Source organism: Streptomyces sp. NPDC104367, assembly GCF_055583825.1.
This window is the reverse complement of the sequence record NZ_JBVJND010000003.1, coordinates 103565-127887: the sequence shown is the minus strand read 5'-3', so window position 1 is coordinate 127887 and position 24323 is coordinate 103565. Positions and strand designations below refer to the sequence as shown.

Here is a 24323-nt window from a genome sequence, read left to right as displayed (position 1 = left end):
CGTGATCCCGGTTTCCTTCGCGCAGCAGCGTCTGTGGCTGACCGACCAGATCGAAGGGCCTGGCCCGCTCTACAACCTGCCGTTCGCGGTACGCCTGCGCGGCGCGCCGGACCCGGTGGCGCTGCGCGCCGCGGCCGTGGACGTCATCACCCGGCACGAGGCGCTGCGCACGGTCTTCCCGGCCGTGGCCGGCGTCCCCGTGCAGCGGGTGGTGCCCGCCGGGCAGGCGGCGGCGGATCTCTCCTTCACGGTGGTCGACTGCACGGCGGACCCCGACGGCTATCCCGCGCGACGCGACGCGGCGGCCGCCGAACCCTTCGACCTGCGCTGCGAACTCCCGGTCCGCATATGGGTGTTCGTCCTCGCGCCCGACGAGTGGGTGCTGCTGACCGTGCTGCACCACATCGCCGGCGACGGCTGGTCCAAGGGACCGTTCCTGCGCGACCTGGCCACCGCCCACACGGCCAGGCGCGCGGGCCGGGCCCCCGACTGGGAGCCGCTGCCCGTCCAGTACGCCGACTACGCGCTCTGGCAGCGCGAACTGCTCGGCGACGACGGCGACCCGGACAGCCTGCTGGCGCAGCAACTCGCCTACTGGCGCGGCAAGCTGGCCGGCCTCCCCGAGGAACTGGCCCTGCCCGCCGACCGGCCCCGGCCGCGCGCCCTGGGCGCCGGCGCCGACGCGACCCCCCTCCGCCTCGACGCGGACCTGCACGCCGGACTCCTGGAACTGGCCCGCACCCACCGGGTGACCCTGTTCATGGTGCTCCAGGCGGCTCTCGCCGCGCTCGTCTCCCGGCTGGGCGGCGACACCGACGTACCGGTCGGCTCGGTGGTCGCGGGCCGCTCCGAGGAGGCCCTCGACGACCTCGTCGGCTTCTTCGTCAACACCCTGGTGCTGCGCACCGACGTCTCCGGCGACCCCTCCTTCACCGAACTCCTCGCCCGGGTCCGGGAGACCCACCTGGAGGCCCACGCCCACCAGGACGTCCCCTTCGAACGCCTGGTGGAGGAGCTCAACCCGGTCCGCTCCACCGCCCGGCACCCGCTCTTCCAGGTCATGGCCGTCCTCCAGAACAGCGAGCACGCCCCCCAGGACCCCACGCACCCGTCCGGCCCGGACAGCCTGACCGGCACGCCCGAACCGCTCGGGATCAGGGTCGCGAAGTTCGACCTCAACATCGGGATGGAGGAGAACCACGCCCCGGACGGCACCCCGGCCGGCATCACCGGCTCCATCGAGTTCGCGGCCGACCTCTTCGACACCGCGACCGTCGAGGCGTTCGCCGCCCGCTGGGAGCGGCTGCTCAGGGCCGCCCTCGCCGACCCGGGCGCACCCGTCGGCCGGCACGACCTGCTGAGCGGGGCGGAACGGGCCCGGATCCTGGGGGAGTGGAACGACACCGCGCGTTCCGTCCCGGGCGACGGCACACTCACCGGGGCCTTCACCCGCCAGGCCGCGCGCACCCCGCACGCCCTCGCCGTGGTCTCCGACGAAGTCACCTACACCTACGCCCAGTTGCAGACCCGGGCCCAGAGCCTCGCGGCCCGGCTCACCGCCCTCGGCGTGGGGCCGGAGACACCGGTGGCGATGCTGCTGGAGCGCTCGGCCGAGGTCGTGGTCGCCACCCTCGCCGTCGTACTGGCGGGCGGGGCGTACGTGCCGCTGCACGCCTCCCTGCCGCCGGACCGGCTGGAGTGGGTGCTGGACCAGGCGGGCGCCCCGGTCCTGCTGACGGACCGCGACGACCTCGGCTTCGTCCCGGCCGCCCTGGTGATGCGGCCCGAGGGCGATCCGGTGCCCGGATTCCGGGTGCCGAGGACCCACCCCGACCAGCTCGCCTACGTGATGTACACCTCCGGCTCCACCGGGCTGCCCAAGGGCGTCGCGGTCCGCCACCGCGACGTCGTCGCCCTCGCCGGCGACCACCGCTGGGACGGCGAGGACCACCGCCGCGTACTGCTCCACTCACCGCACGCCTTCGACGCCGCCACCTACGAACTCTGGGCGCCCCTGCTCTCGGGCGGCACCGTCGTCGTCGCCCCGCCGGGCCACCTCGACCCCGCCGTCCTGCGCGACACGGTCGAACGCCACGGGGTGACGGCGGCCTGGCTCACCAAGGGCCTGTTCGACGTCGTCGCCGAGGAGAGCCCGCGGGCCCTCGCCGGACTGCGCGCGGTCACCACCGGCGGCGACGCGGCCGCCCCGGCCATGCTGCGCCGGGTCCTGGACGCCTGCCCCGGCCTGGTCCTCGGCAACGGGTACGGCCCCACCGAGACCACCACCTTCGCCACCTTCCGCCGGGTCACCGAGGACGACCTCACCGGAGCACGGGTACCTATCGGCACCCCCCTCGACAACACCCGGGCCTACGTCCTGGACGGCAGCCTGCGCCCGGTGCCGCCGGGCGTCCGCGGCGAGCTGTACGTGGCGGGCGCCGGCCTCGCCCGCGGCTACGCGGCCCGGCCCGCGCTGACCGCCGAACGGTTCGTGGCCTGCCCGTTCGAGCCCGGCGCGCGGATGTACCGCACCGGCGACCTGGTACGCCACCGCGCCGACGGCGCCATCGAGTTCCTCGGCCGCACCGACCACCAGGTCAAGATCCGCGGCTTCCGCATCGAACCCGGCGAGATCGAGGCCGTACTGGGCCGGCACGAGGGCGTCGGCCAGGCCGCCGTGGTGGTCCGGGAGGACGACGGCGAGAAACGGCTGGTCGCCTACTGCACCCCCGCGGACGACCGCCCCGACCTGGCCGCCGTCCTGCGCCGCCACGCCGCCGACACCCTGCCGGGCTACATGGTCCCGCTCGTGACGGTCCTCGACCGGCTCCCGCAGACCGCCAACGACAAACTGGACCGCGCCGCCCTGCCCGCCCCCGACCTCGGCGGACCGGCCGGCGGACGCGCCCCTCGCACCCCCCGCGAGGAGATCCTGTGCGGCCTGTTCGCCGAACTCCTCGGCCTCCCCTCGGTCGGCGTCGACGACGACTTCTTCGCCCTCGGCGGCCACTCCCTGACCGCCACCCGCCTGGTCAGCCGCGTCCGCACCGTCCTCGGAGCCGAGATCCCGCTGGCCGAGCTGTTCCAGGCGCCCACACCCGCGGGCCTCGCCGAGCGCCTCACGGACGCCACCGGTGCCCCGGCCCGCCCGGCGCCCCGCCCCGCCGACCGGCCGGAGCGGCTCCCGCTCTCCTTCGCCCAGCAGCGGCTCTGGTTCATCGGCCAGGCCGAGGGCCCCAGCGCCACCTACAACGTCTCCCTCGCCCTGCGGCTGCGCGGCACCCTGGACACCACCGCCCTGGAAGCCGCCCTCGGGGACGTCGTCGCCCGCCACGAGGCCCTGCGCACCGTCTACCGCACCACGGGCGGCGTCCCCCACCAGCACGTCCTCGACGCACCGCCCGCCCCGCTGCTGACCGTCGGAGACCTGCCCGTCGCCGACGCCGCGGGCCGGGTCTTCGACCTCGCCACGGACGTTCCGGTGCACGCCCACCTGATCCCCGAGGGACCCGGCGAACAGATCCTCGTCCTGGTCCTCCACCACATCGCCGCCGACGGCGCCTCCCTGCGCCCGCTCTTCGACGACCTCACCACCGCCTACCGCGCCCGCCGCGCCGGCGCCGCCCCCGACTGGCGGCCGCTGCCGGTGCAGTACGCGGACTACGCCCTCTGGCAGCGCGCACTGCTCGGCACCGAGGACGACCCCGACAGCCTGATGGCCCGGCAGCTCGGCTACTGGAGGCACGCCCTCGCGGGACTCCCCGACGAACTCGCCCTGCCCGCCGACCGGCCCCGCCCGGCGGTGCCCGGCCACCGCGGCGACACCGTCCGCTTCGAGCTCGACCCCGCCCTGCACACCCGGCTCACCGAGCTGGCCCGCGCCCACGGCACCACCCTGTTCATGGTCCTCCAGGCCGCGTTCGCCACCCTGCTGCACCGCTTCGGCGCCGGTGACGACATCCCCGTCGGCACCCCCGTCGCCGGCCGGGCCGACGGCGCCCTGGACGACCTGGTGGGCTTCTTCGTCAACACCCTCGTGCTCCGCACCGACCTGTCGGGCCGCCCGGCCTTCACCGAACTGCTGGACCGCGTCCGCACCGCCGACCTCGCCGCCTACGCCCACCAGGACGTGCCCTTCGAACGGCTGGTGGAGGAGCTCAACCCGGTCCGCTCCCCGGCCCGCAACCCGCTCTTCCAGGTGATGCTCGCCTACGACAACACCACCGAGGCGGACATCGCCTTCCCCGGAGCGCACGCCGAGCACGAGACCACCGACTTCACCACCTCCCCCTTCGACCTGTGCCTCAACGTCACCGAACGCCACGGCCCCGACGGCGCCACGACCTGCCTGGGCGGCGCCCTCGAATACGCCACCGACCTGTTCGACCGCGAGACCGCCGAGCGGCTCACCACCGCCCTCACCGCGGTGCTGAGCCAGGTCGCCGAGGACCCCGGCCGGGCCGTCGGCGACCTGGAGATCCTGACCGCGGACGACCGCACGGCGCTGGAGCGCTGGAACGACACCGCCGCCCCGGAACCCGACGCCCTGCTGCCCGAGATCTTCGCGGCACAGGCCGCCCGCACCCCCGACGCCGTGGCCCTGGTCACCCGCGACACCTCGCTGACCTTCCGTGAACTGGACGCCCGCGCCGATGACCTGGCCGCACGGCTGGCCGACGCCGGCGTCGGACCCGAGCGGGTCGTCGCCCTCGCCCTGGAGCGCTCCGCCGACTCGGTCGTGGGGCTCCTGGCCGTGCTCAAGGCGGGCGGCGCCTACCTCCCGCTGGACGCCGACCTCCCCGCCGACCGCCTGACCCACATGCTGCGCGACACCGCCCCGCTGCTCGCCCTGACCCACGCGGCCTGGCCCCTGCCGGCCGTCCTGGACGGCCTGCCCCTGCTGTCGACGGACGAGCAGGGCACGGCGACCGGCCGTCCGGGCCGCCCGGCCGCGCCCCGGCCCTGCGCCCGCAACGCCGCCTACCTCATCTACACCTCCGGCTCGACCGGCCGCCCCAAGGGCGTGGTGATCGAGCACCGGGGCGTCGCCAACCTCCACGCCTTCCACCGCGCCACCACCATCGCCGAGGCCGAACGCGCCCACCCCGCCAAGCGGTTCAAGTTCGCGCTGACCGCCTCGCTGTCCTTCGACACCTCCTGGGAGGGCATCCTCTGGATGGTGGCCGGGCACGAACTGCACCTGCTCGACGACGACCGCAGGCGCGACGCCGCCGCCGTGGTGCGCTACGTGGCGGAAGCCGGCGTCGACGCCATGGACGTCACCCCCACCTACGCCGAACAACTCCTGGAGGAGGGGCTGCTGGAGCTGCGCCCGCTGCCGGTGCTGATGCTCGGCGGCGAGGCCGCGGGAGCGGCCCTGTGGACCGCCGTGCGCGAGACTCCCGGCGTGGTCGGCCACAACCTCTACGGCCCGACCGAGTACAGCGTCGACGCCCTCCACGCCCGGTTGGCCGACCACGGCACCCCGCTCATCGGGCAGGCGCTGACGAACACCCGGGTCCATGTGCTGGACGAGGGGCTGCGCCCGGTCCCGGTCGGGGTGGCGGGCGAGCTGTACCTCGCCGGCGCGGGCATCGCCCGCGGCTATCTGAACCGGCCCGGCCTCAGCGCCGAGCGCTTCGTGGCCGACCCGTTCGCGGCGGGGGAGCGGATGTACCGCACCGGCGACCTGGTGCGCCGCCGCCCGGACGGCGAGGTGGAGTACCTGGGACGCACCGACCACCAGGTCAAGATCCGCGGCTTCCGCATCGAACTCGGCGAGGTGGAGGCCGTGCTGGCCCGCTGCCCCGCAGTCGCCCAGGCCGTGGTCGTCGCCCACGAGGGCCGGCTGGCCGGCTATGTGACCGGCGCCGTGGACGGCACCGCCGTACGGGAGTTCGCGGCGGGCGTGCTGCCCGGGTACATGGTCCCGGCGGTGGTCACGGTGCTGGACACGCTGCCCCTGAACGCCAACGGCAAGCTGGACCGCGCGGCGCTGCCCGCACCGCGCTTCACGGGCACGGCCGCCGGACGCGCCCCCGCGAGCCCCCGCGAGGAGACCCTGTGCGGCCTGTTCGCCGAGGTGCTCACGCTGGAATCGGTCTCGGTGGACGACGACTTCTTCGCCCTGGGCGGCCACTCCCTGCTGGCGACCCGGCTGCTGAGCCGGATCCGCGCCGTACTCGGCGAGGACATCGGCATCCGCGCCCTGTTCGAACACCCCACCCCGGCCGGTCTCACCCGCCACCTCGACACCGAACGCGGACCGCAGGACTCCCTCGGCACCCTGCTGCCGCTGCGGACCGGCGGCACCGCGGCCCCGCTGTTCTGCGTGCACCCCGGAGCAGGCATCAGCTGGGTCTACTCCGGCCTGCTGCGCCACATCGACGCCGCCCACCCGGTCTACGGCCTCCAGGCCCCCGGCCTGCGCGGCGCCACCCCCGACAGCGTCGGCGCACTGGCCGCGGCCTACCTGCGGCACATCCGCTCCGTCCAGCCCCGGGGCCCCTACCACCTGCTCGGCTGGTCCTTCGGCGCCGTCGTCGCCCACGAGATGGCCGTACGGCTCCAGGCCGACGGCGAGGAGACCGGCTCCCTGATCCTGCTGGACGGCTACCCGCCCACCCCGGCCCCCGGCCCCGGCGACGACGCCACCGCCGCCGGGGAACCGGCCGACCCGCTCGCGGCACTGCTGGCCTCGCTCGGCCACACCCCGGACGACCGGCGGGAGGACGAGGCCGGCGCCGACGGCCCGGCCGGCCTGCCGGAAGCCCTGCGCGCCATGCTCGGCGACGCCGCCGACGCCCTGCCCCGGGTCTTCGCCGACCACGACAGACTGCTCGCCGCGCACGTGCCCGGCGTCTACCGGGGCGACGCCCTGTTCATCGGCGCCGCGCTCGACAAACCCGCCGACTGGCCCTACGAGAGCGCCTGGCGGCCGTACGTCACCGGCCTGATCGAACACGACCTGCTCGCCTGCGAGCACGGCGCGATGACCCGGCCGGGACCGATCGCCCTGATCGCGGAAGCGGTCGCCAAGCAACTCCGCACCGCACAGCCGGGAGCACACCGATGAGCCGCGCGTACGCTGATCCCGCCACGCCCGAGCGGGAGGCCGAGCGGCCCGCCCGGGGCCGGCTGGGCCTGTGGTCCGAACGCAACTTCCGCAGACTGTGGCTGGGCGAGACCACGAGCGGTCTGGGCACCGCGGTCGGCCATGTGTCCCTGTCCCTGGTGGCGGTGGTCACCCTGCACGCCTCCCCGTTCATGATGGGCGTGCTGACCGCCGCGGCCTGGACACCGTGGCTGCTCATCGGCCTCCCGGCGGGCGCCTGGGTGGACCGCTGGCCCCGCCGCCGCACCATGCTGGTCAGCGACCTGTCGCTGACGGTCCTGTTCGGCAGCGTTCCCGTGGCCGCCTGGCTGGGCGTGCTCACCCTCACCCAGGTCGTGCTCGTCGCCCTGCTCTCCGGCGCGGCGAAGGTGTTCTTCAGCACCGCCTACTCGGCCCTGCTGCCCGCGCTCGTGAGCGACGACGACATGCTGGAGGCCAACGCCAAGCTGCACGGCGCCGAATCGGCGGCGGACGTCGCGGGACCCGGCGTGGCGGGCCTGGTCACCCAGGCCCTCGGCGCGGTCACCGGGGTCCTCCTCGACGCGGCGACCTACCTGGTCTCCGCGCTCTGCCTCGGCCGGATCGACGTACGGGAGAACCCGCCCGAGCCGTCCGAACGCAGGGCCCTGCGGCGGGAGATCGCCGAAGGCGTCCGGTTCGTGGTCCGCGACCCGTACCTGCGGACGCTGGCGGGCTTCGGCGCCCTCGCCAACCTGGCCCTCAACGGCATCCAGGCCGTCCAGACCGTCTTCCTCGTCCGGGACGTCGGCCTCCAGCCGGGCGCCGTCGGCACGGTGTTCGCGGTGGTGAGCGTCGGCGGCCTGGCCGGGGCGGCCGTCGCCGGGCGGATCGGCCGGCTGTTCGGCACCGCCCGCGGACTGTTGCTGTGCATGCTGGTCGTGGCGCCCTTCATCTTCCTGCTGCCCTTCGCGGGACGGCAGTTGCCGCTCATGGTGAGCGCCCTCGCCTGGGGCGTCGCGGTGTGCGGCGTGGTCGCGGGCAACGTCATCGTCGCCGGCTTCTACCAGACGTACTGCCCCTCCCACCTGCTCGGCCGGGTCCGGGCGAGCGCGTCGACCGTCAACTACGGCGCGATCCCCGTCGGCGCCCTGCTCGGCGGCTGGCTGGGCGGCGCCGTGGGCAGCAGGCCCACCATCTGGATCATGTCCGCCGTGCTGCTGACCGCCGCCCTCGTCCTGCTCGCCGGCCCCCTTCGCACCCTCCGCAACCTTCCCCGACACCGTGAGGACTGACGACCGCCATGGAACTCCGCCCCCAGCGCACCGCCAGCCGCCGGCACTACCTGATGTGCCGCCCGGCCCACTTCGAGGTCACCTACTCGATCAACCCCTGGATGGACCCCGCCAAGCCGGTGGACACCGCGCTCGCCGTCACCCAGTGGGAACAGCTCGTCGCCCTGCACCGCGAACTCGGCCACCACGTCGAGTTCATCGACCCGCTGCCCGGCTACCCCGACATGGTGTACGCGGCGAACGGCGCCACGGTCGTCGGCGGCCGCGTCCTCGGCGCCAGGTTCCGCGACGCCGAACGGGCGGCCGAGGGCCCGGCCTACCTGGACTGGTTCCGCGACCGCGGCTACCGGGTGCACGACCCGGTCCACGTCAACGAGGGCGAGGGCGACTTCCTGCTCGCCGGCGACCGGCTGCTCGCGGGAACGGGCTTCCGCAGCACCCCCGAGAGCCACGCGGAGGCCCAGGAGTTCCTCGGCCGCCCGGTCGTCGGCCTGGAACTGGTCGACCCGCGCTTCTACCACCTCGACACGGCCCTGACCGTCCTCGACCACGACGAGATCATGTACTACCCGGGTGCCTTCGCCCCGCACAGCCTGGCCGTCCTGCGGAGTCTCTACCCCGACGCGATCCTCGTCGATGAGGCCGACGCCGAGCACTTCGGGCTCAACGCGGTCAGCGACGGCCGCCACGTCGTCCTGCCCGAGTCGGCCGCCGGGGTGGCCCGGCGCCTGCGCGAACGCGGCTTCGAACCCGTCGGGCTCGACCTGTCCGAACTGCTCAAGGGCGGCGGCAGCGTGAAGTGCTGCACCCTCGAGATCCGCGACCGCCCCGCCGACGGCTGACATGCGGCAGGCATTCAGCTACCGGACAGTTGGCGGGATCGAGCGTCCATCCGCTGTAGATCGCTTGCCGGTTTCATCGACCGACGAGGGTCTCCGACGGGGGAGCCCGGAGAGGAACGACCAGGCATGACTACCGAGGAGTTCACCCACCCTCCCACCGAGGAGGAGGCGCGGGCCGCCTTCGTGTCCCGGGCGGCCGGGGCGGCGGCGGACGCCGGGGAACTGATCGAGCGGGCGGCGGCCCTGCTGCCGCCCGCCGTCACCGGGGACCGGGCGAGCCGGACCGGCGACGAGGAGGAGCTGACCACCGTGCTGGCCGCGCTGGCGGGACACCTGGCCGGCCGCTCCTGCCTCGGCGCGGCCGGCCCCCGGTCCACCGTATGGGGGCTGGACCTGGACAGCGGCGTCCTGCGCCGGGTCCCCGCCGGGCGACTGGCCGTCCCGGCTGACCCGACCGGACACCCCGAGGTGGGCGTGGCGGCGGGCCTCACCTGGGTGAGCGCCCTGGAGGCCGGGATGACCGCGCACTGCGAGGCGCTGCTGGCCCGGCGACTCGCCGAGCCCGCCACCCGCGTGCCACGCCTGTGCCCCGCGGGCCTGTGCGACGGCCGATGTTCGGGCAACGGCTGCGCGCAGCGCGCCACGGGCGCTTCCCGGCCGCTCTACGCGGCGGGCGACCCCGTCGCCCACGACCTGTCCGCTCTGCTCTCGCTGCCCGGCTGCGCGATCCGGGTGGGCCCGCGCCCGGACACGGTCGTCGCCACCGGGGCCACCCGGGCCGAGGCCGTCCGCCGCGCCACCGCACGCGCCCTGCGCGGCCGGGCCGCCGCCGCGGGCCGCGCCCAGCGCGCCCTGCCCGCGATCGGCCCGGACCGGGAGAGCGCCCCTTGCGCCGGGCCGCCCGGCCCCGTGCACTGGTCCCGGCCGCTGGAGGCCCTGCGTGCCCAGGGCCTCACCCCGGTTGCGGTACTCCTCGACCAGGACCCCCGTGTCAACGAGGTACTGCCCTACCTGGTGCACGTCGTCCTCCTCGACGGCCCGCGCTGACACCACCCCCCTCGGGCGGGCCCGCGCCGGACCGGTGGGTGCTGTCCGTCGCCGCGGGGTCCGGCGTCGGGATGTCCCCGGCGCCGGACCCCGCGGGCCCTTCGCCGTCCGGCACGGGCCCGGAACACCGCGGCCACCACCGTCCGGGACGGTGGTGGCCGCGGTGCTACGCGGGGGCGTTTCCCGCCGGGTGCGGGACCTGCCCCCGGGTCAGAGGCCGCCGGTCAGGCGTTGGCGCAGATCGCGTACACGCTGATGCCGACGGAGGAGTAGCCGTCCTGCCGGCCGAGCGCGATCCACCCCGAGCCGTCGGGCGTCGGGAAGCTGCCGACCAGGATCGCCCCGTTGCCCTGCGCCTCGCCGCCGCCGCCCACGACCTTCTTGCCCGCGGGGCAGTAGACGGTACGGCGCTGGAAGTTGGGCACGTTGGCGTTGGGGAGCTGGACGATCTGGTAGCCGTCCACGGCCGCCGCCCGGGTCGGCACCTTGGCCGCAGCGGCGGTGCCGGTGGCGGCCTCGCCCGTGCTGGCCTGGGCCGCCCAGCCGGCCCCGGTCGCCAGGGCCAGAGCCAGAACGCCGGCGCCGATCGCTCGCTTGCCTCGCATGCGTAAGTCCTTTCGTCCCGTAGGCCCCGACGGAGCGGGGCCCTGTCACACGCCATGGTGGGGGTACGGAACCGGCAGGAAGCGCAGAATCTCCACAAACGCCACTAAAGATCGAATTCGTAGCACAGGGGCGGTCACGCCCCACGGCACCGCGCACCCGCGCCGTCCGCGCGCATCGCGCGACGGCGCTCGCGGCCGTCGCGCCGTGGTGATCACCCACGCGCTCCTCGGCTACCTCATCGAGTGACACCACACCGTTGCGCGGCAGGTCACGGGCGATGCCGGCATACCGTGGCGGCGGGGGAGAAGGGAGCGGTGAAAGCCGTGTCGAAGATCGTGCGTCCGCCCTCACGGGTGTACCGAAGTGCCCTGCTCGACAGCACCCGTTGGGACTCCTACACACCCCGGCCCGGGGACGTCGTGATCTCCACCGCCACCAAGGCCGGCACCACGTGGACCCAGCGGATCGTGGCCGCCCTCGTCTTCCAGGACGCCCGACCGCCGCGTCCGCTCATGGAACTGAGCCCGTGGCTGGACATGGCGATGGCCCCGCTCGACGAGGTGCTCGCCTCGCTCTCCGCGCAGCGCCACCGCCGTTTCATCAAGACGCATCTGCCGCCGGACGCGCTCCCGCTCCACGCGGACGTGTCCTATCTGGTGGTGGGCCGGGACCTGCGGGACCTCGCCCTGTCCACCCACCACCACGCCCGCGGCATGTGCTCGGAGAAGACCCGGACCGCCGTCACGGCGGCACTGCGGGCCCACGGCGAGAGCGACGCCCCGGCGTTTCGTCCCCCCGAAGTGCCCGAGGACGTGCACGCGTTCTGGCGGGAGTTCTTCACCCGCGGCGCCTACCCGGGGGAGACCGACGGCTGGCCCTACAACTCACCCACCCACCACCTGCGTTCGTGGTGGGAACACCGCTCCCTCGCCGAGCCCCGGATCCATTTCCTGCACTACCAGGACCTGCTCGACGACCTGGCGGGCCAGATGCGCCGGCTGGCGGAGTTCCTCGGGATCACCGTCGACGACCGCCACTGGCCCGACCTGGTGCGCGCCTGCACCTTCGCCGAGATGAGGTCGAGAACCCACGAGATCTGGGACTCGGGCCCGACCGGCTCCGCACTCGGCTCGTGGGACTTCTTCCACAAGGGCACCAGCGGACAGTGGCGCACCCGGTTCTGCGAGGACGAACTCGCCCTGCACGAACGGGCGGTGGGCCGGCTCCCCGAGGACCTGCGCAGCTGGCTGGTCCGCGGGCCCGCCTGACCCTACGGCCGCCTGGGCACGACGATCTCCCGGCGCAGCGTCATCACCAGGGTCCGGTCCTGGTTGCGACCGCGGGTCTCCACGCCCACCAGGCCGCGGCCCTCGCGGCCGGGATCGTCGTGCATCGCGTACACCTCGCTCTCCGCGTAGAGGGTGTCGCCGTGCAGGACCGGCGCGTGGTGCTCGATCCGCTCGAAGCCGCGGTGGGTGATGGCCCGCCCCGCGACATCCGCCTCGGACAGGCCGAGGAGCAGCGAGAACACATAGCTCCCGACGACCAGCGGCTGCTCGTGGCGGGTCGCCGTCCTGGCGTAGTGGGCGTCCAGGTGCAGCGGGTGGCGCACCATCGTCAGGAGCGAGAACAGGTGGTGGTCGTACTCCGTGACGGTCTTGCCCGGCCAGTGGCTGAGAACCTGTCCGACCTCGAACTCCTCGAAATACCTGCCGAAACTCACTGCACACCTCATCGGGGTCATCGGGGCCGTCAGGGCAGGGGGCACGGGCGGCGGCGCACGTCGGCGGCCGGTGACCGGCCCCCCGCGCGACCCTCCCCCGAGGGACCGGCCGCCCGGTCCGACACGGGCGGGACATCACCCGCAGGAGTGGGCAACCAGCGGATCGCCCCCGCTCCGGTCCCGCCGGCGGCGTTGTCAGTGGTGCCTGCCAGGATGCTCCGGTCGGCACCACAACCCCCGTTCCTGTGAGGGAAGGACGTCATGAACCGGGACGTACTCCTGCTTCGCCCGCCCGAGACGATCACCTCGGCGCATGCCCTCCGGCCGTTTTGCGACGGTGCGACCGGGGGCGTCCGATGACCGCCGGACCCGGTGTCGGGCTCGACGGCGAGCGCGCGGACGCCCGCGCCGCACTGCACGCCCTGCTCCCGCCGGGCCGGACGGTCGCGGCCGACGAGGGCGACGCGGACATCCGGCCGCTGTGGCTGAGCGACGGGCCGGCCGCGCCCCGGCTGTGGGAGCGCGCGCACGCCGAACACGCGCGCTCGGGCCTGTGGCCGCTGCTGCTGGAGCCGCTCGACACGGCCGACGAGTCGTTCCGCCCCTGGGCGTCGGGCGAGCTGTACCCCGAGGGGATGACCGCCCCGGCGAGCCACGACGCGGCCGCCCTCCTCGCCCGCTGGTGGGCCGCTCACACGGCCGTCGGCGAGGAGGGCGACCCGCTCTCGCGCGCGCAACGCCTGGCCGTCACCGCCCCCTTCGGGCAGGACTGGCCCGGCACGGCTCCCGGCGGCGCCGACGTGACGGACGCCGACGGACTGGCCGCCGAGTACGCGGAGGTGTTCGGTTCCCTGCACCCCCATGCCCGCCTGGGACTGGTCGCCGCGGCGAGCGGCGCCGAGGCGCTCACGGCGGCGGGCTGGTCCGGCCCGGCCAATCACGACGGCGACACGGCCAAGTACTCCGCGGTCGTCGCCGACTGGGAGCGCCGCTTCGGCGCCCGCGTCGTCGCGGTCGGCTTCGCCACGCTGCACCTGAGCGTCGCCGCGCCGCCGACGACCGGGCCCGAGGCGCTGCGGGTCGCCGCCGAGCACTTCGCCTTCTGCCCGGACAACGTCTGGCAGGGCCGCCGCCCCTGCACCCTGGCCGCGTACGCCGACCGGCTCGTCGGCATCAACCAGTGGGACTTCTGGTGGGACTGAGACACCCGCGCACCGGGCCGGCCGTCAGGAGCAGTCGGACCGGTGGGCGAACGGCCGTCCGGGGCAGCTGCGGCACTCGAAGAGGTAGATGCCGCCCATGTCGCCGAGCATGAGGCCCGGCGGGCGCTGGACCAGCGTGCGTTCCTCGTAGGGCAGGTCCCAGACCGTGCCGGTGGCGGGGGTGTCCTCGACGGGCAGCCACGACCGCCAGCTCGCGCCGTCGAACTCCGCGCTGCTGACGGTCAGCAGGTGCTCCATGCGCCGCCGGCAGTCCGGGCAGACCGGCCAGTCCGGGTCCTGCGTCCAGGTCGGGAAGCCGCCCACCTTGATGCCGTCGGACACGGAGAGATGGGACCAGTACGACCAGCCCGTCTCCTCCTCCAACTGCTCGAAGCGGGGTGCGAGCGCGTCGGCGACGTCCTTCGGCAGATCCCGGTTCGGGTAGTCGGTGACGCGTTCCGGGTGCAGCACGCAGGGGTCCGGAAGGTAGTCGCCGTCGGCACCGGCGGGGCGGGGCGGCCGAACCGGCTCCATGCCGTGCTGCGAGGCGTCCCGCCAGAAGACCTCGGGGCGCGGTACGTAACCCTCCTCGTGGTCGAAGGGGCACCACAGCACCTGCAGCACGTCGGTGCCGTCCGCGAAGGCCAGTTCCGGCACGTCGGAGGCGAACAGCTGAAGGACCGGCACGAACGGGACCGGGTCCCGCCCCGGCGGGGAGTACGCGGTGTCCGGGTGGTCGTCCTCGCAGTGGGGCCACGGCTCGGAACGCGGCCACAGCACGGGCCCGCCGACCGAACTGTCCCGCGGACCGGGGTCACCTACCCGCGGATGCAGCCGGACGGCGGCCTTCCGGTGCGCCGCCAACTCGGGGAACAGCGCCTCGACATCGAGCGGACGGGACGGGGTCGTTCGGGCCATCGGCGGTGCTCCTCGCGGACCGGCTCAGAGGTGGGCAGCGGCTTGCAGACTAGCCGCGCGGCTCCCCGCCCTCGTCCACCGGGTGCCGCTCCTGCGGCGGCGCGAGCACGCAGAACCCGTGCCCCTCGGGGTCGCTCAGGCAGGTCCAGGGGACGTCACCCTGCCCGAGGTCGAGGTCGGTGGCGCCGAGCGCCCGCAGCCGGGTCACCTCCGCCGCCCTGTCGGCGCCTGGGCGCGGCAGCAGGTCGAGGTGGACCCGGTCCGGCCCGGCCGGTACGCCCGGTGTGCGCAGGAACTCCAGGTACGGGCCGGCCCCGTCGGCGGACCGCAGCGTCGCCCGGCCGTCGGTCACCTGGTGCGGGGCCCAGCCCGTCGCACCGCCCCAGAAGCGGGCCATGGCGCGCGGGTCCGCGCAGTCGACCACCACCGCGGCGATCGGCCCGGTGTCCCGGTAGAACTCCCGGGGCTCCAGCACGCAGAACCCGTTGCCCTCGGGGTCGGCGAGGACCGTCCACGCCACCGCGCCCTGGCCCACGTCCGCGGGCGTCGCGCCGAGCGCCTCCAGGCGTGCCACGAGCTCCGCCTGATGAGCCGCCGAGGTGGTGGCGAGATCGAGGTGCACCCGGTTCTTCGTCCCCGTCCCCGCCTCCGGAACGGGCACGACGTCGATACCCACGCCCACCGGGTCCGGCCAGACCAGGCCGCCGGCAGGACCGACGTACGTGGTCGCACCGGTGCCGTAGGCCTCCCAGCCGAGCGCCTCCGCCCAGAACCGGCCGACCACCGGGGCATCGAGGGCCTTGATGTTCACCTGCACAGGCCGCAGCACCATACCGGCGATCCTACGCAGCCCCCCGCGAAGCCGACCCTCACTGACGGCCCGAGCCCTTGTGCCGGGTGCGCACCGGGTGCGGGGGCGGGTCAGTCGTGGTCGGGGTCCGGTGTGCCGGCGATGTCCGTGGCGACGCGGCGGTAGGCGGCCCGGGCGTGGAGGACGCGGGTCAGGGCCGTGCCGAGCAGGGCGGCGGTGAACAGGCAGGCCAGCCAGAAGGTGTCGCGGTGTCCGGCCCAGGTGAGGGTGCCGGCCGGGGGGATGGCGAAGCCGTTGAGGAAGAGCCAGCACAGCACCGCGGTACCGGGTGCCGCGGTGAACCGCGCGCACAGCCCCGACACCACGGCGAGCAGGGACAGCCCGGTCAGCGCGAGGGCCGGCCGGCCCGGGCCCACCAGGGTGTTGAGGAGCGCCACGAGTATCAGCGCGCCGCCGGCCGCGGCGGCCCACACCAGCGGTGTGGCCACGGGCCGCGGAACGGGCCGCGCGCCGTTGCTGAGAGGCACCCAGTCGATCATGCCTGCGGCTCCTTCCGGTCGTCCTGCTCGGTCCGGCCGTGGCAGGGGAGCCGCCGGCCCCGCGGTCGCGGCACCAGTACAGCAGAGCACACTTGGGCCCACCGGCGCAGATCCGGCCCGACCCGGCGACGAGTTCCGGCGATGCCGCCGCTCCGCGCGCTCCGTCACCTCCCGACGCCCCACGGCGCGGCGCCTGTTCGGGCCGGAGAGGTGGTCGCCGGCAGGGGTGCGGGGCCCCCGGCGGCCGGTCCAGCGGGACTTTCTACCCTGGGCGTATGCGTGTGACCAGGAATCTGCCGGCCTTCGCCGCGGGCGAGATGGACGTGCCCTTCGTCATCCGGGGCTACGAGGAGGCCGTCTCCGTCGACACCGCGTGGAACGAGCACTCGCACCCGTGGCACGAACTCCTGTGGAACGAACAGGGCGCCTCCGCCGTCGTCGTCGGCACCCAGGTCTGGTCCGTCACCCCCACCCTCGGCCTGTGGATGCCCGCGGGCCGGCTGCACTCCGCCTCCGCCGTCGCGGGCACCGTCTACCGCGCCCACTGCTTCCGCTACGGCACCGCGTCGGCGCTGCCCGACGTGCCGGTGGCCGTCGAGATCACCCCGCTGCTGCGGCTGCTCCTGGAGCGGCTGGAGGAGAGCGCTCTGCCGTCCCGTTCGCGGACGGTCACCGAGGCGATGGTCCTGGACGTGCTGGAACCCTCGCCCCGGGCGCTGCTGGTCCAGGTGCCGACGTCGGCGCTGCTGCGGCCGATCGTCGACGCCGTCCGCGCCGACCCCTCCCACCAGCGCACGCTGGCCGGCTGGGCCGCCGCGCTCGGTTGCAGCCCGCGGACGCTGACCCGCGCGTTCCGCGCCGAGGCGGGCACCAGCTTCGCCCGCTGGGTCGCCACGGTCCGCGCCCAGCACGCCGTACACCTCCTGTCCCGCGGCCTCGGTGTCGACGCCGTCGCCGACGCGGTCGGCTACCGCTCGGCCAGCGCCTTCGGGGCCGCCTTCCGCCGGACGACCGGGATGACCCCCGGCCGCTTCCGGGCGCCCGACCCGCAGCCGCAGCCGCAGCCGGATCCGCACCTGGATCCACACCCGCACCCGCACCCGGATCCGCACCTGCACCCGCACCCGGATCCGGTGGACGGCGGGCCTGTCCCGATCGCTACAACGGCTGTCGAAAAAGCTCGATTGAAGCGAACGCCCCAGATGTTTAACCTGGTCTGCGAGTAAGGCTTACCTAACTTGCTGCTGCCGATGCGGTGTCCCGTTCCCTGATCCGAGGTCCGCACGCGCGAGCCCCGCCGTACAGACCACGGAGCCCCGTCGCCATGCCCGCATCCCGCCCGCCCCGACCCCGGCTGCCCAGGCTCGCCGCCCTGCTGCCCGACCTCTCGCCCTGGCGCTCCTCGAAGGACTTCCGGCTGCTGTGGCTCCAGGGGCTGATCACCTACCTCGGCAGTGTGATGGCGCTGATCGCCCTGCCGCTCCAGATCAAGGACCTCACCGGTTCCCCGCTCGCCGTGGGCGCGACCGGCGCCGTGGAACTCGTCCCGCTCGTGGTCTTCGGACTCTACGGCGGTGCCCTCGCCGACGCCGTGGACCGCAAGAAGGTCATCGTGCTCACCGAGGCCGGCCTCGGCCTGGTGGCGGCCGTCCTGCTGCTGAACGCGATGCTGCCCGCGCCCATGCTCTGGCCGCTCTACCTGGTCGCGGCGGTGGTCGCCGCCCTCGCCGGGCTCCAGCGCCCCGCCATGGACTCGCTGCTGGCCAGGATCGTCCCGCACGACCAGCTGCCCGCGGCCGCCGCCCTGAACGCCCTGCGCTGGCAGGCCGGCGCGATCGGCGGACCCGCCCTGGCCGGTCTCGTCGTCGCCTACGCAGGCAACGTTCCCGCGTACGCCACCACCGTCGTCTGCTTCGCGGTCTCCGTCCTGATGTGCCGCCGGCTGTCGCCCGTCCCGCCCGCCGAGCACGCCGCCCGGCCCTCCCTGCGCGGCATCGCCGAGGGCGCCCGCTACGCCTGGTCGCGGCCGGTGCTGCTCGGCACCTACGCGATCGACCTCGCGGCGATGTTCTTCGCCTTCCCCAACACCATCTTCCCGTTCCTCGCCGACGACCTCGGCGCGCACTGGTCGCTGGGTCTGATGTACGCGGCCGGCTCCGTGGGCTCGCTGCTGGTCAGCCTCACCAGCGGCTGGGTCTCGCGCACCCGGCGGCACGGCCTGCTCGTGGTGTTCGGGGCGGCCGGCTGGGGAGCGGCCATGGCCGCGGCCGGGTGGACGTCGAACATCTGGCTGGTTCTGCTCTGCCTCTGCCTCGCCGGAGCGGGGGACATGTTCAGCGGACTGGGCCGCTCCACCATCTGGAACCAGACCATCCCGGACCGGCTGCGCGGCCGCCTCGCCGGTATCGAGGTGCTCTCGTACAGCGTCGGCCCCCAGCTCGGACAGGTCCGCGCCGGTGCGATGGCCGGCTGGACCGGGGCCCGGCCGGCCATCTGGACCGGCGGTCTGGCCTGCGTCGCCACGGTCGCCCTGCTGGCCGCCGCGCTGCCCCGGCTGGTCACCTACGACGCCGACACCGACGAGGACGCCCGCCGCCGCGCCGCCGACACCCCCGGACAGCCGGGAGAGCCCGGTCAGGCCGACGAGCCCGCACAGCCCGGTCACGCCGACGAGCCCGCACCGCCCGGTCAGCCGGACCGGCCCGACCTGACCCCGCTCGCGTGACCCGGCCCGCGCTCCGCCCGGGGCTTGCAACGGTCCGTTCTCCGGACGGGGTGGTGGACGGCATACTCTTTTCAGACAAGTCGTAGTCCGGTGTGCCCCCGGGGAGAGCGCGCCCGGTGAGGGGAGTGCCGATGACCGGCCCGAGGCCGTCCGGGAACGAGCGGGCGCCGTCCGAGCAGTGCTGGGAGCTCGGCCCCCGTGGTGACACGCCGGTGGCGGAGGCCACGGGGCTCGAATCCGGGCTGGTGCGCCGTATCGAGGCCTTCCAGGGCTCCGGCCTGGAGTCCGTGAGCTTCCTCTGGGTCCAGGACGGCACCTGGACGCGCTGCCGGCTGCGCTCGCGCGGCCGGGACGGCGAAGCGGTGGTCGGCATCCGGCTGACCGCTCTCGACGGCCCGCCGGGCGGCCTGACGGCCCGCGAGGTCGACGTGATCTCGCTGGTGGCGCTGGGGCTGTCCAACCAGGAGGTGTCCAGGCGGCTGGGCACCAGTGTGCGCACGGTGACCACCCAGGTCGAGAAGCTCCTGAAGAAGCTCGGCCAGGAGTCCCGGGCCGGGCTCAGCGCGGTCGCGGTCGACCAAGACCTGGTCCGGCTGCCCGTCCCCGGCGGCGTCGACCGCAAGGCGGGCATCCGCGTGCTGGAACTCGAACGGCTCGTCGGCACCGTGCCCGCGCACCGGGCCGTGCTGCGCAGGGTGCGTGCCGCGCGCGGGCCGCTGCCGCTGCGCATCGGCACGGTCGCTCCCGCCGGGACCTTCTCCGACGGGCAGGAGACGGCCCGCGGCGCGGCCCTGGCCGTACGGGACGTCAACGCGCTGGCGGGCGGCGAGGCCCGGCGGGTCGAGCACGTCGTGGTCGGCGTGGACCCGCTGGACGGGGAATCGGTCCGCGCCGCACTGGACGCGCTGGTGGAACACGACGTGGACGTGGTCACGAGCAGTTACGCGAGCGCCTTCAACACCGCGCTGTTCGACTTCGCGGCCGACTACGGACGGATCTTCCTGCACACCAACAGCTGGACCCGGAGCGTGGACGCGGTACGGGCGGCGCCCGAGCGGTACGCGCACGTGTTCCAGACCTGCCCGTCGGAGACGGCCTACCGGGCCGCCCTGATCGCGCACCTGCGCTCGCGTCCGGTCCCCGAACGCGGCCGGGGCCGTCTCGCCGTGATCGAGCTCGACGGCTACGGGTGCGCCATCACGGGCGGCCGGTTCCGGGCGGAGGCCGCGGCGGCGGGCTGGGACCTGGTGGCCGTGCGGCCCGTGGGGCTGTCGGTGGCGGACGCCGACGGGGTGGCCCGCGCCGTGCTGGGAGAGGCCCCCGACCTCGTCGGCGTCTCCCATGTGTCCGCCGAGACGGCGGCCCGGCTCCAGACCGCGCTGACCCGGGTACGGCCGGGACAGGAGACGTACCACATCTACACGCCGTCCCTGCCGCAGTTCACGCAGTCGCTGGAGCCGGGGGACCGGGTGTCCGGCCTGACCTGGTCGACGGTGACCGGCCGGTCCGACGATCTGCTGGGCCGGCGCTTCAGCGCGGCGTACGCGAACGAGTTCGGGGTGCGTCCGGGCTGGTGCCAGGCCAGCGCCGCCTACGACCAGGTGAAGATGGCGTACACGGCGGTCGCGGTGACGGGGTCGCTGCGGCCGGCGCTGATCGGCGCCTACCTGAGGTCCGAGGCCTACCGGGGTGTCAACGGCACCTACGTGTTCGACTCGCCGGGGCAGTTCTGCTCCAGCTACCCCTTCGACTCCGCCGACCGCAGCCTGGCGCAGCCCACCATGACGTACCGCATGCGGGAGAGCGGCCAGGAAGCCCTGGCGCTGCGCTACTGACCGCTCTCCCGGGCCGGGCCCAGTGCGGGCCGGGCCCGGCGCGGTCCCGGCTCAGTGCGGTCCCGGCTCCGCGAGCCGGTCGGTCCGGCCGTCCAGGAAGTCGGCGCACCGGTAGGTGCGCCGCGGTGCCGAGCAGGGGTGCCCCAGCGTCAGGTGGAACAGGGCCGGGCCCGGCTCGGCGATCACGCTGGCCACGGTCGAGCCCTGCTCCAGTTCCGCGTCGCGGTCCGGATGGGGATGGCAGCACACCGCGTCGGGGTGGCCCTCGTGGTCGGCGAGGATCCGGTGCCAGGCCTCGACCGACGCCTCGGCGCCTTGGGCCAGCTCCAGCGCGCGGTGCCGGCGGAAGCGGGAGTCGGGCATCAGCCGGGGGCCGTGGTCCTGGGCGAGGGCCGGGTCGAGATCGTCGAAGTGGTTGGCGTGGACGAGCAGCTCTCCGGGCGCCACCCGGCGGCTGTGCAGCTCCCCGGGGCCGCCGGGCCTGGTCTCCAGGTCGACGCCGGTGCCCTCGGCCACGAGCAGGTAGTTGGCCGACGACGCCCGGCGGGTCGAGCGCAGGATCTCCTCGGCCGCCCGCATCGACTCCGCGCCCAGCAGGGCCCGCAGCAGAAGGTGGTACGGCATGCCGGGCTCGCCGCGGTCCTGGGAGGTGACCAGCGCGTTGGTGAGCACCGCCAGCCGGGCCGAGTTGATGCCGAACTTGGCGAGCAGACCGGCCTCCACCACCGACACCCACCGGGGTCCGCGGGCGGGCGCGGCCTCCAGCACGACGACGGTCCGGTGCGAGAACGGGATCCAGTCCCAGTTCTGCCCGGCCACCGTCCGGCCGCCGCGCAGGTCGCAGAACGAGGTGCATTCGCCCCGGCCCGGCAGCGGCGGCGGCACGGCGCCCTGGGCGGCCAGCTTGCGGGCCTTCCCGGAGAACAGGATCTCGGTGCGCAGGTTCAGGGCCAGGACGTCCTCGAAGGACACCCCGGCCCCGTCGGCGACGCCGTCGATCTCCTCCAGCAGTTCCGCGTCGAAGGCGCTGACCGCGGGGACGAAGGACCGCGCCACCTCGACGCCCGCGGACCAGGACAGATCGGCGAACGTCGCGTAGACGCGCGCGTACTGTTCCAGGGAGATCTGGATGCGCTCGGCGGCCTGGGAGCCGTACTGGCGTCCCCGGTCCCGCGCGCCGCCGTGGATCCGCACGGTCTGGGGTGCGGCCGGTGTCGAGGTGCTCATGCGGCGCTCTGGCCCCCGTCCACGGCGACGGCCGCCCCGTTCACGTACGCCGCGGCGTCCGAGGCCAGGAACAGGCAGACTTCGGCCACCTCGTCGGCCGTGCCGGTCCGGCCGGCCGGTATCCGGCGCAGCAGCGCCTCGGTGGCCTCCGGGTCCTGGGTGACGGTGGTCATCGGGGTGTCGATCACCCCGGGCAGCACCGCGTTGCACCGCACGCCGTGCGGCCCCCACTCGACGGCGAGCTGGCGGGACAGCGACAGGACGGCGCCCTTGCTGGCGCTGTAGGCGGCACTGGGCTCGCCCGCGTCGCCGCGGACGGCGCCGATGCTCGACAGCAGGGTCACGGAGCCGCGCCCGGCGGGGATCATGCGCCGCGCGGCCGCGGCGGCCACGAGGAGCGAGCCGCGCGCGTTCAGGTTCAGCACCGCGTCCCAGTCGGCCGCGGTGGTCAGCGTGGCCGCCTTGAAGCGGTAGGTGCCGGCGCAGTGCACGACGGCGTCGGGGGCGGCGCCCTCCCACAGGCCGGCGGCCGTGCGGAAGGCGTCCTCCACCGAGGTCTCGTCGGTGACGTCGCAGTGGACGACGGGGAGTTCCCCGCCGGGGCCGGGGCCGGGGCCGGGGCCGGGGCCGGGGCCGGGGCCGGGGGCGGCCGGGGCGGTGAGGTCGAGGCCGACGACGGACCAGCCGGCCCGGGCCGCGAGCCGGGCGGTGGCCCGGCCGATGCCCGAGGCGGCGCCGGTCACCACCAGCCTCCGGGAGCTGTGGGGGGTGGGGCCGTTGCTCATGAGGTGAAGACTCCTCCGTTGACGTTGAAGGTCTGCCCCGTGACGTAGGACGCCCCGGCCAGCAGGTAGTGGATGGTGTCGGCGACGTCCTCGCCCGTGCCGTGCCGGCCCAGGGGGACCTGGCCGGCGAGGGCGTCGCGCTCGACGGCGAAGGAGCGGCCGCTGCGCTCGGCGCGGCCGGCGATCTCCTCCCGGTGCATCTCCGTCATGATGTAGCCGGGTGCCACGGCGTTCACCGTGCAGTGCGGGGCCAGCTCCACGGCCAGCGTGTGCATCAGCGACTGCACGGCCGCCTTCGACGCGCTGTAGGCGCCCGCCCGGACCGTGGCCACCTGCGCGAACAGCGACCCCAGCACGACGATTCGGCCGCCGCCGGGGGCGCCGGAGAGCATCGGTTCCAGGGCCCGGACGCAGTTGAGGACACCGAAGAAGTTGATGTCGAAGACGGCCCTGATGTCGGCGTCGGCCGTCTGGAGCAGGGCGCTGTCCGGACCGCCCACCGCGGCGTTCGCCACCAGGGCGTCGACACCGCCGAACGCGTCGACGGCCGCCCGCGCCAGTCCTGCCACGTCGGCCGGCCGCGTCACGTCCGCGACGACGCCCAGGGCCTGTTCCCCGGTGGCGTCCAGGCGCCGGGCCGCCTCCACGACCTCCGCGCTGACGTCGGTGAGGACGACGGACCAGCCCTCGGCGACCAGCCGCCGCGCCGTCGCGTGACCGATGCCGCGCGCCGCGCCGGTCACCACCGCGGTCCGGCCGCCCTGGGCCGGGGCGGGTGCTCCGCCGCTCATGCCGCGCCTCCCGTCAGGCGCGCGCGGTCGGCGATCTCACCGCACCGGGCGAACCAGAGGCCGTCGTCGGCGCGCAGCCCGGCCAGGAACCGCTCCAGCATCCGCAGCCGGCCGGGCCGCCCGATGATCTGCGGGTGCACGGTCAGCGTGACGAGCCCGCCCTGCGCACCGATCGCGTCGGCCTCCTCGGCCCACAGCCCGGCGACCTCGCCGGCGCTGCGGATCGTCCGGTCCCAGCTGCTGGTGTCGAACCAGAAGTGCGGCGCGTCGTCCAGGGTCCAGTGCACGGGGATCTCGACGACGTCGTGCTCCGTGTGCCGGTAGGGGAGGGTCGAGTCCATCAGGTTGGACGAGTAGTCGAGGCCGTGCTCCAGCAGCAGGTCCAGGGTGTTCGGGCTGATGTCCCAGGACGGTGAGCGGTAGCCGCGCACCGCGTCCGTGAAGCCGTGCAGCACCGCGAGCCCCCGTGCCAGCTCGGCGGCCTCCTCCTCGCGCGCCATGAGGTGCGGCGACCGGTGGGTGAACCCGTGATGGGCCAGTTCGTGGCCGCGTGCGACGATGGACTCCACCGCACGCGGGTGCCGCTCGGCGTCACCGCCGCACACGAAGAACGTGGCCGGAACGTCCAGCCGCGCCAGGATGTCCAGGATTTCGGGTACGGCTTTCTCCGCGCCGTACCGGGCCTGTGAGAGGACACCTGGCCTGGCCGCGTTCGCGGGATCCTCCGCGAGCCACAGTTCTTCGGCGTCGAAATCGACCGTGAGGGCGATCGCCGCTCGGTACCCGGATGGCCACATGAAAAGACCTCTCACTTCAAACGGGGGGCGTCACGAATATGAGAGGAAAGTTATCCGCCGGAGTCCGCCAGGGAACTCCGCAATGTTACGTACGGCCCCTCGGGGCCG

17 protein-coding genes and 1 pseudogene are annotated in these 24323 nt (G+C 74.6%); 9 read left to right on the top strand and 9 right to left on the bottom strand.

The annotated features are described in order from the left end of the window. The first annotated feature begins 1 nt into the window (after window position 1). The 4 genes from ACZ619_RS06185 to ACZ619_RS06170 all read left to right on the top strand — a co-directional run bounded on the left by ACZ619_RS06185 (window position 2) and on the right by ACZ619_RS06170 (window position 10256). A complete protein-coding gene (locus ACZ619_RS06185) occupies window positions 2-7075 on the top strand; it encodes an amino acid adenylation domain-containing protein (protein ID WP_469594772.1) in 7074 nt (2357 codons plus the stop codon). After that, on the top strand, window positions 7072-8367 hold the full coding sequence (locus tag ACZ619_RS06180; RefSeq protein ID WP_469594770.1) for an MFS transporter: 1296 nt from the start codon (window positions 7072-7074) through the stop codon (window positions 8365-8367). Before ACZ619_RS06185 ends, ACZ619_RS06180 begins: the two co-directional genes overlap by 4 nt. Before the next feature lie 8 nt (window positions 8368-8375). Then, entirely contained in the window at window positions 8376-9209 is an 834-nt protein-coding gene (gene ddaH, locus ACZ619_RS06175) for a dimethylargininase (RefSeq protein WP_469594767.1), read from the top strand. 126 nt (window positions 9210-9335) lie between these two features. After that, window positions 9336-10256, top strand: a complete 921-nt coding sequence (locus ACZ619_RS06170; RefSeq protein WP_469594765.1) for a hypothetical protein — start codon at window positions 9336-9338, stop codon at window positions 10254-10256. A gap of 224 nt (window positions 10257-10480) precedes the next feature. Here ACZ619_RS06170 and ACZ619_RS06165 read toward each other — a convergent pair whose 3' ends face one another. After that, the gene (locus ACZ619_RS06165; RefSeq protein ID WP_469594763.1) at window positions 10481-10861 is read right to left on the bottom strand and encodes a hypothetical protein; all 381 of its coding nucleotides are present in this window, start codon (window positions 10859-10861) and stop codon (window positions 10481-10483) included. Between the two features lie 324 nt (window positions 10862-11185). Here ACZ619_RS06165 and ACZ619_RS06160 point away from each other — a divergent pair, with 324 nt between their 5' ends. Next, window positions 11186-12130, top strand: a complete 945-nt coding sequence (locus ACZ619_RS06160) for a sulfotransferase domain-containing protein (RefSeq protein ID WP_469594761.1) — start codon at window positions 11186-11188, stop codon at window positions 12128-12130. Between the two features lie 2 nt (window positions 12131-12132). Here ACZ619_RS06160 and ACZ619_RS06155 read toward each other — a convergent pair whose 3' ends face one another. Continuing rightward, complete coding sequence (locus tag ACZ619_RS06155) at window positions 12133-12585, bottom strand: MaoC family dehydratase (protein WP_469594759.1); 453 nt, start codon at window positions 12583-12585, stop codon at window positions 12133-12135. A gap of 356 nt (window positions 12586-12941) precedes the next feature. On the opposite strand from ACZ619_RS06155, the gene ACZ619_RS06150 reads away from it, so the two are divergent. After that, window positions 12942-13787, top strand: coding sequence for a DUF4253 domain-containing protein (locus ACZ619_RS06150; RefSeq protein ID WP_469594757.1), 846 nt, complete (start codon window positions 12942-12944; stop codon window positions 13785-13787). 24 nt (window positions 13788-13811) lie between these two features. On the opposite strand, the gene ACZ619_RS06145 is transcribed toward ACZ619_RS06150, so the two are convergent. The 3 genes from ACZ619_RS06145 to ACZ619_RS06135 all read right to left on the bottom strand — a co-directional run bounded on the left by ACZ619_RS06145 (window position 13812) and on the right by ACZ619_RS06135 (window position 16055). Continuing rightward, window positions 13812-14705, bottom strand: coding sequence for a DUF1963 domain-containing protein (locus ACZ619_RS06145; RefSeq protein ID WP_469594754.1), 894 nt, complete (start codon window positions 14703-14705; stop codon window positions 13812-13814). Window positions 14706-14754: 49 nt separating this feature from the next. After that, complete coding sequence (locus ACZ619_RS06140; RefSeq protein ID WP_469594752.1) at window positions 14755-15537, bottom strand: VOC family protein; 783 nt, start codon at window positions 15535-15537, stop codon at window positions 14755-14757. A gap of 89 nt (window positions 15538-15626) precedes the next feature. Beyond that, the gene (locus ACZ619_RS06135) at window positions 15627-16055 is read right to left on the bottom strand and encodes a hypothetical protein (protein ID WP_469594749.1); all 429 of its coding nucleotides are present in this window, start codon (window positions 16053-16055) and stop codon (window positions 15627-15629) included. Window positions 16056-16330: 275 nt separating this feature from the next. On the opposite strand from ACZ619_RS06135, the pseudogene ACZ619_RS06130 reads away from it, so the two are divergent. The 3 genes and pseudogenes from ACZ619_RS06130 to ACZ619_RS06120 form a co-directional block, all read left to right on the top strand. Continuing rightward, window positions 16331-17092: pseudogene (locus ACZ619_RS06130) on the top strand (helix-turn-helix transcriptional regulator); the annotation flags it as partial. Window positions 17093-17379: 287 nt separating this feature from the next. Beyond that, window positions 17380-18780, top strand: coding sequence for an MFS transporter (locus ACZ619_RS06125; RefSeq protein WP_469594748.1), 1401 nt, complete (start codon window positions 17380-17382; stop codon window positions 18778-18780). 131 nt (window positions 18781-18911) lie between these two features. Continuing rightward, window positions 18912-20615 (top strand): ABC transporter substrate-binding protein, encoded by a 1704-nt coding sequence (locus ACZ619_RS06120; protein WP_469594746.1) that lies wholly within the window; start codon window positions 18912-18914, stop codon window positions 20613-20615. Between the two features lie 51 nt (window positions 20616-20666). Here ACZ619_RS06120 and ACZ619_RS06115 read toward each other — a convergent pair whose 3' ends face one another. From ACZ619_RS06115 to ACZ619_RS06100, 4 genes are read right to left on the bottom strand one after another with little or no spacing between them, the layout of a single operon-like run. Continuing rightward, on the bottom strand, window positions 20667-21842 hold the full coding sequence (locus ACZ619_RS06115; protein ID WP_469594743.1) for a C45 family autoproteolytic acyltransferase/hydolase: 1176 nt from the start codon (window positions 21840-21842) through the stop codon (window positions 20667-20669). Continuing rightward, window positions 21839-22627 carry an SDR family NAD(P)-dependent oxidoreductase gene (locus ACZ619_RS06110; RefSeq protein WP_469594741.1) on the bottom strand — a complete coding sequence of 263 codons (789 nt, stop codon included), beginning with the start codon at window positions 22625-22627 and terminating at the stop codon, window positions 21839-21841. Before ACZ619_RS06110 ends, ACZ619_RS06115 begins: the two co-directional genes overlap by 4 nt. Further along, window positions 22624-23418 (bottom strand): SDR family NAD(P)-dependent oxidoreductase, encoded by a 795-nt coding sequence (locus ACZ619_RS06105; RefSeq protein WP_469594740.1) that lies wholly within the window; start codon window positions 23416-23418, stop codon window positions 22624-22626. Before ACZ619_RS06105 ends, ACZ619_RS06110 begins: the two co-directional genes overlap by 4 nt. Further along, window positions 23415-24215: a polysaccharide deacetylase family protein gene (locus ACZ619_RS06100; RefSeq protein ID WP_469594737.1), complete on the bottom strand. Its 801-nt coding sequence runs from the start codon at window positions 24213-24215 to the stop codon at window positions 23415-23417. Before ACZ619_RS06100 ends, ACZ619_RS06105 begins: the two co-directional genes overlap by 4 nt. Window positions 24216-24323: the final 108 nt, after the last annotated feature.

Coding starts and splice junctions, on each gene's coding strand:
- ACZ619_RS06180 (WP_469594770.1), top strand. CDS start 7,072: ATGAGCCGCGCGTACGCTGATCCCGCCACGCCCGAGCGGGAGGCCGAG.
- ddaH (WP_469594767.1), top strand. CDS start 8,376: ATGGAACTCCGCCCCCAGCGCACCGCCAGCCGCCGGCACTACCTGATG.
- ACZ619_RS06170 (WP_469594765.1), top strand. CDS start 9,336: ATGACTACCGAGGAGTTCACCCACCCTCCCACCGAGGAGGAGGCGCGG.
- ACZ619_RS06165 (WP_469594763.1), bottom strand. CDS start 10,861: ATGCGAGGCAAGCGAGCGATCGGCGCCGGCGTTCTGGCTCTGGCCCTG.
- ACZ619_RS06150 (WP_469594757.1), top strand. CDS start 12,942: ATGACCGCCGGACCCGGTGTCGGGCTCGACGGCGAGCGCGCGGACGCC.
- ACZ619_RS06145 (WP_469594754.1), bottom strand. CDS start 14,705: ATGGCCCGAACGACCCCGTCCCGTCCGCTCGATGTCGAGGCGCTGTTC.
- ACZ619_RS06140 (WP_469594752.1), bottom strand. CDS start 15,537: ATGGTGCTGCGGCCTGTGCAGGTGAACATCAAGGCCCTCGATGCCCCG.
- ACZ619_RS06135 (WP_469594749.1), bottom strand. CDS start 16,055: ATGATCGACTGGGTGCCTCTCAGCAACGGCGCGCGGCCCGTTCCGCGG.
- ACZ619_RS06125 (WP_469594748.1), top strand. CDS start 17,380: ATGCCCGCATCCCGCCCGCCCCGACCCCGGCTGCCCAGGCTCGCCGCC.
- ACZ619_RS06120 (WP_469594746.1), top strand. CDS start 18,912: ATGACCGGCCCGAGGCCGTCCGGGAACGAGCGGGCGCCGTCCGAGCAG.
- ACZ619_RS06115 (WP_469594743.1), bottom strand. CDS start 21,842: ATGAGCACCTCGACACCGGCCGCACCCCAGACCGTGCGGATCCACGGC.
- ACZ619_RS06110 (WP_469594741.1), bottom strand. CDS start 22,627: ATGAGCAACGGCCCCACCCCCCACAGCTCCCGGAGGCTGGTGGTGACC.
- ACZ619_RS06105 (WP_469594740.1), bottom strand. CDS start 23,418: ATGAGCGGCGGAGCACCCGCCCCGGCCCAGGGCGGCCGGACCGCGGTG.
- ACZ619_RS06100 (WP_469594737.1), bottom strand. CDS start 24,215: ATGTGGCCATCCGGGTACCGAGCGGCGATCGCCCTCACGGTCGATTTC.